A 10,751-nucleotide genomic window follows, 5' to 3' on the forward strand; every position below is an offset into this window, starting at 1 on the left:
GTCTTATATTTATGTAAACTTCTCTTTTATAAGCCTTATAAATTTAAAGATATAAAAATATTAAAAGAGCTCTTTTGAAGCTGAGCTATCTTTAAATTTAGTCAAATTTTTCATTTTAGACCTTCCTATAACTACCTACTCTAATTAAAATAAAAAATCTGTATAATTTACCTGAGTAATACTATGAGCATTAAAATAAATTTTATTGGAGTGGGGCGGTTGGGAAAAACTATCGCCAAACAAATCATAGGTAGAAATATTGCTCTTATTCAAGGGGTTTGTAATCGCTCGTTAGAAAGTAGTAAGAAAGCAATAGCCTCTATTGGACAGGGAAAGGCTTTCGCAAGTATCCAAGAATTGCCACCAGCTGATATTACTTTTATTACCACTTACGATGACGTTTTAGAATCTTGTTGTCAAAAATTAGCAAAGAGCCCTAACTTGAAATCGGGTAGTATTGTGCTTCATTGTAGTGGTTCTCTTTCATCGGATTTATTGATTTCTGTAAAAGAAAAACAATGTTATATTGCTAGTGCTCACCCGATGCGAAGTTTTTCTAAATCTTCTAATATAAGAAGTAATGATCTTACTTATTGTGCTCTTGAAGGCGATCATGAAGCACTAAATTTATTATCTCACCTTTTCAAAAAAATGAATTATTCAATTTATCAAATCAATAAGAAAAATAAAGTTATTTATCATACTGCAGCTGTTTTCGCTTCAAATTATTTGGTGACCCTATGCGATAGTGCTTTATCTTGTCTTAACAATGCTGGAATAATGAGAGAAGATGGAATTAAAATAATTTTAAATCTCATGAAAAATACTTTAGATAATCTTGATATTGCTCAATCAACTGAAAGAGTTTTAACGGGACCTATTAGCCGTGGTGACTTAGAAGTGATTAAGCGTCACTTACAAGTGTTATCAAAAACTAATTTAATAGAGCTTTATAAAATACTCGGTTTATCAACCTTAAAACTTACAAATTTACCCAATACTAAAAAAGAAGCCTTAGCTTTAATATTTTCATCCTGAACTTTAAATAGATACTTATACTTTGAGTATAAGCTAAAAGCGACCTGGCTTACATCCATTGGGTGAATCAAGTATACTTATCAAGATTTTACTATTGAATGCGTTATATTAATGGAAAAGTTACCCCAATTCTTTATTAATCATTGGCTTTTAATTACAGTGTTTATAATTGCCTTGATTGTTTTATTTATTTTAGAGGCTCAAAGTAGAGGTAGAGGGCTTGGCGGAGGTAATCGTTTGACGCCTTTTCAGGCAGTTCAGTTAATTAATCATGAAAAGGCTGTAGTGATTGATATTCGTGATCCTAAAACTTTTGAGAGAGGACATATCACTCATGCGGTTAATATTCCTGCCACTGAATTAGATAAAAATTTGAAAGGGTTCGAACCATATAAACAACAACCGTTAATTATTATTTGTGAAATGGGCCAAAAATCTGCTTATTTTGTAAATAAATTGCGTAAAAAAGGCTATCAAAAAGTTTATATGATCGCTGGTGGTATAGGAGGATGGTCCAATGCTAATATGCCTATAGTAAAATGATATTATGATTAAATTGATATTATGATTAAAGTAGAAATTTACATTACTAATTATTGTCCTTATTGTTTAAGAGCCAAGGCTTTGCTGAAGCAAAAAGGAGTAGATTATATAGAAATCCGTGTGGATAAAGAACTTACGAAATTTGAAGAAATGATCAAGCGAAGCAATGGACGACGTAGTGTTCCACAGATATTTATAAACGATCGAGGAATTGGTGGTTTCAATGACTTATGGAAGTTAGAGGGAAAAAAAGAACTAGATAAGTTATTAATTTCTTTCTAATAACAATTAAGATAAAGCAAAATAAGATAAGGAAAAATAAGGGAAATTGATGACAAAAAAACAACAGGTTAATCAGCCAAGTAATGGCCCAGAATTTACAATTCAACGATTATATGTAAAAGATTCCTCATTTGAATCGCCATATACTCCTCATGTATTTTTTGAAGAATGGAATCCGGAATTAGATTTGGATTTAATCACTAAGGCAAATAATTTGGGAAACTATACTCATGAAGTAGTTTTAACAGTGAAAGTTATAGTTAAAATGAAAGAAAAAATTATTTTTATAGCTGAAATTTTTCAAGCTGGGATTTTTATTATAAAAAATTTCCCTGAGGGACAAATGCGAGTGATGTTAGGAAGCTTTTGTCCTAATATCCTTTATCCTTATGCACGTGAAGCAATTACGGATATGGTTGTTCGTGGAGGATTCCCTCAGTTCTATTTGGCACCAGTAAATTTTGACTTGCTCTTAGAGCAACAGCACGATCATCATTCCGAAGATAATAATGATAGGGATTGTGTGCATTAGATATGATCGATCGTCCACTAACTATCCTTGGTGCTGGTTCTTGGGGAACGGCTCTCGCTATTTTATTGTCTCACAAAGCTCAAAATGTTCGACTATGGTCTCACGAAGAAAAACATGTCCAGGAAATGCAATCTGAAGCAATTAACCGTCGTTATTTACCGGATCATCCCTTTCCGAAGTCGTTATGTGTTTATAATGATTTAGAAGCTAGTCTCGAAGGAGTGAGGGATATATTAATTGTTGTGCCTAGTTTTGCTTTTCAAGAACTTATTCAACGGATTAAACCTTATGTTAGTTCCCATGGCCGTATTGCTTGGGGAACTAAAGGTCTTGCAGCCGGTAATCGTTTATTGCATGAAGTGATCGAAGTAGAATTAGGCCAATTACCTATGGCTGCATTATCGGGGCCAAGTCTTGCTACTGAGGTAGTCACTGGATTACCGACTGCGATAACAGTGGCAAGTAATGATTTAAATTTTTCTCAAGATTTAATTGAACGACTACATAGTCCTTATTTTCGAGTGTATCAAAATAAGGATTTAGTAGGAGTTGAAATCTGTGGAAGTGTAAAAAATATCTTAGCCATTGCAACCGGAATCAGCGATGGATTGGAGCTAGGCGCAAATGCCCGTTCTGCTTTAATTACTCGAGGCTTAACTGAGATGGGCCGTTTGGTTAAGACCTTGGGTGGTCAACAAGAAACCTTAATTGGATTAGCTGGATTAGGGGATTTAGTTCTTACTTGTACTGATAACCAATCACGTAATCGTCGGTTCGGATTAGCATTGGGGGAAGGTGTTAGTAAGGAAAATGCAGAGCAAGCGATTGGTCAGGCAATTGAGGGTCTTTATAATACCAACCAAGTTTGCTTACTTGCAAAAAAACATAACATTGAGATGCCTATCACCCAGCAAATTTATCGAATTCTTCATGAAAATCTTAATCCCAAACAAGCTGTTCAAGAACTTTTACATCGGTCTGCTAAAATAGAAACTTAATACATTTGCTAAATACATTTGTTAAAAAAAATTATAAAATCTTTAATTATAAAAAAGGAGTGAAACACTTGATTTATTTCCAAGCTTCATAAAATATTACAAATAATATTCAAAATATTAATGCTGTTTTGTGTAGTAAAAACGATGAGAATCTAAATTTACTAAAATTCTAGAAACTCATCTCAAATATTTTGTGAGAAAAAGCCACGATTTTCTGGAGTAAATAAAAAATATCTAAAGGTTAAAGAAGAACCATTAGAATTCATGATATTTCCTTATTAGTAGTACAGTTAAAAATACGACGATTAAAGAAGTTCCTCTTTAAATTTAACAAAAATTTATGTTAGATAACTATTATCCATTTATCCATTCATGATAATTCAATTTCGGTCAGTGCAATTGGTTTTCTATCTATTGTTAACGTAAATAGATAAATTAAAGGTCATTAAAAAGCTAATAATATAAGTTTATATATATAAACTTATATTATTCTTTTGACCGTATTATTTTTTGTCAAAAAAGAAAATATGAGCCTGAAAAGCGTCAGATAAAACATTATTCAAGTCTTTTTTTTCTGTTACTAGTTAAAAAAGAGAAATTAAAAGTAATAAACTCCTCAGTGCTGTGAAAATAATTTAAGTATTTTAGATTATTAAGTGAATTTTGGGAATTCTTAATCTCTTTAGAATTGATTTTATAATCTTATTTTTAATAATGCATCCTATAATTGTCTGAGTAAGGTGGTTAATGATTAGGTACTTTCCTCATCATCCCCTTCCCTTAAGTAAAAACCTACTCATCTGCGGACAGAAAAATGGTACATATCACAAAAAAAGCATATAAGGGTAATAATATAGCGAGTGGAGGGATGGTATAGTAAAAGAGCTAGGTGAGTATCTTTCAGTTGATGATCGTTTATCGCTTTGATTCGCAAGATAAAAGCTTTCATGGGTTATTGATTATTAGAATATACTTCATTATTAGAATATACTTTTAACAAGTAAAGTTATTTGAAAACTACCTGACTATATCCTCTTTTAAGTTCTCAAAATTTAGGAACCTGATGATAGCGCCTTTGGGGGGGAGTTGCGGGTCTTGCTGAGCTAAACAGATTTTTTGGTTGGATTTTCTTTCTTTTGTATAAGAATTAGTGTAGCCCATATAAGCTCTCAGGCTTGTTATTTATCCTGGGATATCGAATTCAAAATTTTGGGTCGTTAAAAACGAATATTAAGATTCATTGCGAATAGTTTGTTTGATTATTTTTTTAAAGGTGAAATTATACTTGCGGTTTTATCTCTAAACCTTTACTCTACCAATAAGTTTTTAAATAAAGTGTTTTGAAGTGTTTCAGGTATGTCAATATTTTTTAAACTTATTGAGGTTAATCAATTGAAAATTCACTTTATTCATTTTTTCTTGTTGCATTACAGGGCAGATATGCTTTATTGAATCTAATTAATTTTTTCTTATAATTTTTATCTTATTGTGGGTAGAAAACTGTTAGGATTTTATAAATACCGGTGATTTTCTAACTTTATTAAAAGTGCATCTATTTTATTTAAAGGAATCATTTGATTATTAAAGCTTTTCAAAAAAGATTGATCCTCTTAGTATATGCATAAACTCTTACCCCTATTTATAGGGCATTGTAACTCGAATTAAGCGGTGTAAAAATTTATTAGAACTATTTTTTATCCTCTCCTAGAGGAACTAGTATATGATTTAATCCTCTATAACTAATATTTAGTTTTTATAACTAATATTTAGCTTTGGTTACTTCGTTTTTTAACGAGTGGACTGATATCAAGTATATCATGATATCATAATTATCTATACACGTAAAGATTTTGAAGTGGACTATGGGAATTTTTAGTATAACGTTATTGATTTTTAATCTTCGATCATTGAGTGTGATTTTCCTTAAGCTATTTTAATAAACTGTCAGAGTCCTAAAAAACACACCTATTGTTACTTTTTTTACATAGGTGAGATTCGTTACAAAAAAGCAACTATGGTAATGTTAAATTAATGATTTAAAAAATTAATTAACTTAATAGCGGCAGAATCTTTAATTATTTTGAGAAATACGGTGGAGGAGCGTTTTTCAAGATAAATGTTTTCTTTTCAATGAGTGAATTTTTATTAAAGCTGCATAATAATTATATCTAGATCCAAATTGCCAAAATACCCATTGCAACAACTCCAAGTGAAGTGGAAAATATTTTTTGATATAACTTTAAAAAGTTACCTTGGGGATGAAAAGACTCATGTCCTCCATGAAGAGTGCCAATGTAAAAAAAGTTGCTGGCAGCAAAAGTGCTAAATAAACTATTGATAATGGGGGTAGTTTGCGTTTGAAGAAATGATTCAATAAACGCAGTTACGATGATTCCAAATGGAGTAACGAAAGTAAAAGCCCATAAAATTACTTTAATTTTATTTTCTTTTTTAATACCCCGATGTAGTTCTATCATTAAAGCAAAACTTTCGAACCCTTTGTGAGCGAGAATAGCGATCAATAAAATTGATACGACTTTGGTTGAATTGGAAATGCCGAGTGCAGCTCCAGCAGTAAAAGCATGAATCGACAAAATTCCTATTAAAATCCAAGTACTCGCTGTACATATTTGCTTGGTAGAAATGATGTGAAGTTCTTTTTTCCGTAGTATAATTGAATGCTCAAGGATAAATAGAAATAAAGATACACATCCCATAAGTACAATAACTAGCACATAGGAGCTCAACGTATTGAGTTTATTTGATAATCCCCGAACGGCGTTAGGTAATAAATGAAAGACGGCCGTTCCTAGAAAGATACCATCAGCAAAAGCATCACCGATGGACAATAAATGTTGATAACGGCGAATAAAATGTAAAGATGTAAAACCTGCCGTTAAGGTAACGATAGCAATGATGAGGGTGATTAACCCTTTATAAACAAATAATGACACACTAACTCCACTAGCAGAAATACATTGGAACTGCTAAATTAAACTCTACTTATTTCAATGATAGGTTAATTATGAATCTAGATTATTTAGATTTTGAACAACCCATTAGAGAGCTTCAGCAAAAAATTGACGAACTCTATCGAGTGGGTAATACCCAAGAGCTAAATCTTAGCGAAGAAGTGGCTAAGTTGGAAGAAAAAAATGCTCAATTGACACGTGAAATCTTTTCTAATTTAAAAGCACATCAAATTGTGCAATTAGCGCGTCATCCTTTGCGTCCACATACTATTGATTATCTTCAGCGGATATTTTCAGATTTTAATGAGTTACACGGTGATCGTCATTACGATGACGATAGAGGGATTATTGGAGGATTAGCTCGTTTAGATAATGAGCCAGTCATGGTAATTGGTCAGGAAAAAGGTCGGACTACTAAAGAAAAAATCTTTCGTAATTTTGGTATGGCAAAACCTGAAGGATTTAGAAAAGCTCTGCGATTAATGAAACTTTCTGAACGATTTTCAATTCCACTTATCACATTGATTGATACTCCGGGTGCTTATCCTGGGGTCGGTGCTGAAGAACGTAATCAAAGTGAGGCCATTGCCCGAAATCTTTATGAAATGTCACAATTAAAAACTCAAATTATTTGTACTGTAATTGGGGAGGGTTGTTCCGGAGGCGCGTTAGCTATTGGAGTAGGAGATCGTACTTTAATGTTACAATATGCCTATTATTCCGTAATTTCACCCGAAGGTTGTGCTGCTATTTTATGGAAAAGTCCTGCAAAAGCAGCTGAAGCTGCCGAAGCACTAGGGCTAACTGCAGAACGACTCAATGAATTAGGTTTAATTGATGAAGTAGTGAAAGAACCTCTCGGGGGAGCCCATCGTGATATCGATTCTATGGCAGCAAAACTCAAAAAACGATTACAGTTAAATTTGTCTACCTTACAGTCCAAACCTATAGATACTCTTTTGGAAGAACGTTATCGTCGGTGGCTAAGTTATGGAAAGGATTGAATACGTGCTTACACCAGAAAAACTTTCCAGAGTGTTAAATGGTCTTACGAGCTGTTTCCGTTTTTACATCGCTTATAGCGGGGGCTTGGATTCTCATGTCCTGTTACATGTAATGAGTGAATGTCTTAAAAAAAATCCGCTTTTCTACATTCAGGCAGTGCATATTAATCATGGACTTAATCCAAAAGCTGATCACTGGGAAAAACACTGTCAAAATATCTGTGAAAGATTAAAAGTACCTTTTCAGGTGAAACATTTGAGATTAAAAATTCAGCCAGGCGACAGTATTGAAGCGGTTGCACGAAAAGCTCGGTATGAAATATTTTGTAGTATTATTCGCCAGGATGAAAATATTTTAACGGCCCACACTCAAAATGATCAAACAGAAACTTTTTTATTACAATTAATGCGTGGCTCCGGTGTTAAAGGATTAAGTGCGATGCCAATGAAAAAAAAATTAGGTTCCGGACATTTATTGCGTCCACTATTAAATTTTAATCGCTATGAATTAAAACTTTATGCTGAAAAAAATAATTTGCATTGGATTGAAGATGATATGAATCTAGAATTGCACTTTAATCGTAATTATCTTCGACATGAAGTATTACCTATTTTAAAGCGGCGTTGGCCAGAGGTTTTTGGGATTGTTTCACGGTCAGCAAGCCATTGTGCTGAAGCAAGTATTTTGCTTGATCAGTTAGCGGATAATGATTTGCAAGCTATGCAAACTAGTTCGAAATTAGCAATTAAACCTCTTTTACAATTTACACCTGAGCGACAGCGAAATATTTTGCGACGTTGGGTCGCTCGTGAGGGATTACTTGCACCTGAAACTAAGCAATTAGAGCAGATACGAAAAGACGTATTAGAGGCAAAAGAAGATGCAAATCCTATTTTTACTTATGGGGACGTAGAAGTGCGTCGATATAGAAATGAACTGTATTTATCAGCTCGTTGTTCAAAGGTTTATGATACCAGCTTAATTATTCCTTGGAACTTTCAAGACTCTTTAGCCCTTCCCAATAATTTAGGAATCTTTCAAGCAGTAAAACGAAAGGGCAAGGGCATTAAGACTACACTTAATCTGCGTGAGGTAACAGTGCGTTTTCGCAAAGGGGGGGAACGATGCCAACCAGTAGGACGAAAAGAAACTCATTCATTAAAAAAATTGATGCAAGAATGGAATATCCCAGTTTGGCAACGTAATCTTATACCATTAATTTATTCTAATGAAACATTAGTAGCTGTTGTGGGGTATTGTATTTGTCAGGGATTTGTTGCAAAAAGCTCAGAATGGGGGTGGGTTATTTTGTTTCAAGATAGGCAGATTAAAAGAAATATTATTCCTACGTTTGAGAAGGAATTAAATATTAATTGAGTATTAAATATGCATGATGCTAGTTAAGTAAGTAGTTTATAGTTAGTTAAAACGTTTTTTAAAAACCTCCTTGCTATAAGATCTGTTATGATTCAATTTTCCTATAAAACAAGAAAAAATTGCAAAGAGTTTTGATCTGAAAAAATTAATTGAGGTAGTTAAGAGACAAGGATAGGAGGGATATTTTAGTATCAATGCAGGAGAGATTCAGATACTGTGACGAAAATCTCAAAATTATTTTGCCAAATTTAATCAAGAGAGCTTTGATGCAGCTATTGTAGGATTTCCATGAGCTGTTAATGAATTTTAGCAATTCTCCTTCTTATCCATAAATGAAGCACACATTCATCAATGTGTTGTGTGTTATTTTATTATATTTGACTATCTAATTTCTCTATTCTTTAATTATATCATTGTAGTTGGGTATTGTATGAAGGTTTAGAGATTATGAAAGCTAAAAAAGTTCCTATAAATAAAAAAATTATTGAAGAGAGTTCCTAAATTGATAAATTGATGCTGATAGGTGAATCGATGCCAATAACAAAAAAATGATGCAGTGCTATAAAAAATAATCAATATTGTTATAGGTAGCTTTATTTATTGAGTTACTCATGTAGGAAAAGATTTGATTCTCTCCTCAAATAGTTTCTTTGCTGGGGGGGTTCCCGTCAAGTATAAAATTTTCAGTCTAAGATTTGATTTATTTTAATTAAGATTTTCAGGTATCTTCCTGTTTAATATAATTATTATTGCTATTTGAAGAATAATAGGTTGTTTAATTTTAGCTATGAAACAGTGTGTCGCACGATTTCTCTATTATTTAAATACTGTGATAAGTGGAGTGTCTGTCTTGGTTATTACTTATCCTTGGTTATTTACTTATCTCCATGCTATTAGGTTCTGGAAATGCCAATTTCTGTTATTGTAAGAAAGTGGAAAAATCTTTAAAAGAGCTGCTTTTATTTGTAAGAGACAAACACTGCTACAAATAGCTTTTTAATGAACAAAAATTTTCTTTGTAGATCATAACTGAAACGATCACCCCCCCCGAAAGCTCATATTAACAAATATTAAAGCATTACATAAGATTAATGAAAAAAATTATTAAAACTAGCAAGCAGGTAGTGTTGGGAAAAGTTCAGTCCATCCTTTAAGAGAGGCGATTGTGGAAGATACTAAAAACAAAATTTATTTCTACTATTTATTTCTACTTTAGGTGAATGAATTTGAAGCTCTTTCGGTCACGATCTTAAACCTCAAATTACCAGATAGGTTAATTATTATGAAATCATTTAAAATTCATAAAAAAATGAAAATGTGGATCTAAATAATATAAGTAATTATAGTCACTAGATATTCAATAAAAATTAAACGCTTATTTATTATTTAGTTTGTAATTGAAAATGCTCTTCTTCTAGGTATTGCTCTATTCAATTAAATTAGATACTCAAAAAGTACTCACCAGATCTAGGATAAATAGGATTAAAAATGATCATCCTTAGTGGAGGAAAAAATCTAATTACGGTGAATACTGTGTATTACAAGCAGTGAGCGCTTCAAGAATTGTTGATGAAGAGTACTTTTAGAACAGATCAAGTAAAAACCGTGAAAGAATTACAATAAGAGATAGAAAAACTTCTGATGGTTTCTGATGAAATCAATGATATGTCTACATTAACTAGAATTGAAGTTGATTTTGCCATTGGAATTGTGAATAAATGTAGTAATGGAAAGTATTATTAATATACCTTTAATTAGTGCATTAATCCTAGGTGTTTTGTGATGTCATTCTAATCTTTAATGTCTAAGATCTAAGGGCGGTGAAATTACACAACATGCAATAAAATTTATTTGGTGCATTTATTTTGATAATATCGTAATAATATTCTTATTGTGGCAGGTATTTTTACTTACTTGTTGTGAGATAATTATTCAGCTCTATTATAGGGAGAGCTAACCATAAAATTATCTTCTATGACTATGAAAGGTTATAAGGGTTAATAG

Annotated in this window: 8 protein-coding genes; 7 read left to right on the forward strand and 1 reads right to left on the reverse strand. The window is 32.2% G+C overall.

What is annotated here, in order from left to right; genetic code table 11:
- Positions 1-183 precede the first annotated feature (183 nt).
- The 5 genes from CLERM_RS02160 (at position 184) to CLERM_RS02180 (ending at position 3,393) form a co-directional block, all read left to right on the forward strand.
- A complete protein-coding gene (locus CLERM_RS02160; RefSeq protein ID WP_102156667.1) occupies positions 184-1,038 on the forward strand; it encodes a Rossmann-like and DUF2520 domain-containing protein in 855 nt (284 codons plus the stop codon).
- A 111-nt stretch (positions 1,039-1,149) separates the two neighbouring features.
- Positions 1,150-1,581 (forward strand): rhodanese-like domain-containing protein, encoded by a 432-nt coding sequence (locus tag CLERM_RS02165; RefSeq protein ID WP_102156960.1) that lies wholly within the window; start codon positions 1,150-1,152, stop codon positions 1,579-1,581.
- Between the two features lie 21 nt (positions 1,582-1,602).
- Positions 1,603-1,863, forward strand: a complete 261-nt coding sequence (gene grxC, locus CLERM_RS02170) for a glutaredoxin 3 (RefSeq protein WP_102156961.1) — start codon at positions 1,603-1,605, stop codon at positions 1,861-1,863.
- Positions 1,864-1,909: 46 nt separating this feature from the next.
- Entirely contained in the window at positions 1,910-2,395 is a 486-nt protein-coding gene (gene secB, locus CLERM_RS02175; RefSeq protein WP_102156962.1) for a protein-export chaperone SecB, read from the forward strand.
- 2 nt (positions 2,396-2,397) lie between these two features.
- The gene (locus tag CLERM_RS02180; protein ID WP_102156963.1) at positions 2,398-3,393 is read left to right on the forward strand and encodes an NAD(P)H-dependent glycerol-3-phosphate dehydrogenase; all 996 of its coding nucleotides are present in this window, start codon (positions 2,398-2,400) and stop codon (positions 3,391-3,393) included.
- Between the two features lie 2,168 nt (positions 3,394-5,561).
- Here the strand turns inward: CLERM_RS02180 and CLERM_RS02185 are convergent.
- Positions 5,562-6,347, reverse strand: coding sequence for a ZIP family metal transporter (locus CLERM_RS02185; RefSeq protein WP_102156964.1), 786 nt, complete (start codon positions 6,345-6,347; stop codon positions 5,562-5,564).
- A gap of 71 nt (positions 6,348-6,418) precedes the next feature.
- On the opposite strand from CLERM_RS02185, the gene CLERM_RS02190 reads away from it, so the two are divergent.
- Complete coding sequence (locus CLERM_RS02190; RefSeq protein ID WP_102156965.1) at positions 6,419-7,369, forward strand: acetyl-CoA carboxylase carboxyltransferase subunit alpha; 951 nt, start codon at positions 6,419-6,421, stop codon at positions 7,367-7,369.
- Complete coding sequence (tilS, locus tag CLERM_RS02195) at positions 7,356-8,747, forward strand: tRNA lysidine(34) synthetase TilS (RefSeq protein WP_236905164.1); 1,392 nt, start codon at positions 7,356-7,358, stop codon at positions 8,745-8,747. Before CLERM_RS02190 ends, tilS begins: the two co-directional genes overlap by 14 nt.
- The last annotated feature ends 2,004 nt before the right edge of the window (positions 8,748-10,751 follow it).

It is taken from the genome of Coxiella-like endosymbiont (assembly GCF_002871095.1).
Lineage (GTDB): Bacteria > Pseudomonadota > Gammaproteobacteria > Coxiellales > Coxiellaceae > Coxiella.

Coding starts and splice junctions, on each gene's coding strand:
- CLERM_RS02160 (WP_102156667.1), top strand. CDS start 184: ATGAGCATTAAAATAAATTTTATTGGAGTGGGGCGGTTGGGAAAAACT.
- CLERM_RS02165 (WP_102156960.1), top strand. CDS start 1,150: ATGGAAAAGTTACCCCAATTCTTTATTAATCATTGGCTTTTAATTACA.
- grxC (WP_102156961.1), top strand. CDS start 1,603: ATGATTAAAGTAGAAATTTACATTACTAATTATTGTCCTTATTGTTTA.
- CLERM_RS02180 (WP_102156963.1), top strand. CDS start 2,398: ATGATCGATCGTCCACTAACTATCCTTGGTGCTGGTTCTTGGGGAACG.
- CLERM_RS02190 (WP_102156965.1), top strand. CDS start 6,419: ATGAATCTAGATTATTTAGATTTTGAACAACCCATTAGAGAGCTTCAG.
- tilS (WP_236905164.1), top strand. CDS start 7,356: ATGGAAAGGATTGAATACGTGCTTACACCAGAAAAACTTTCCAGAGTG.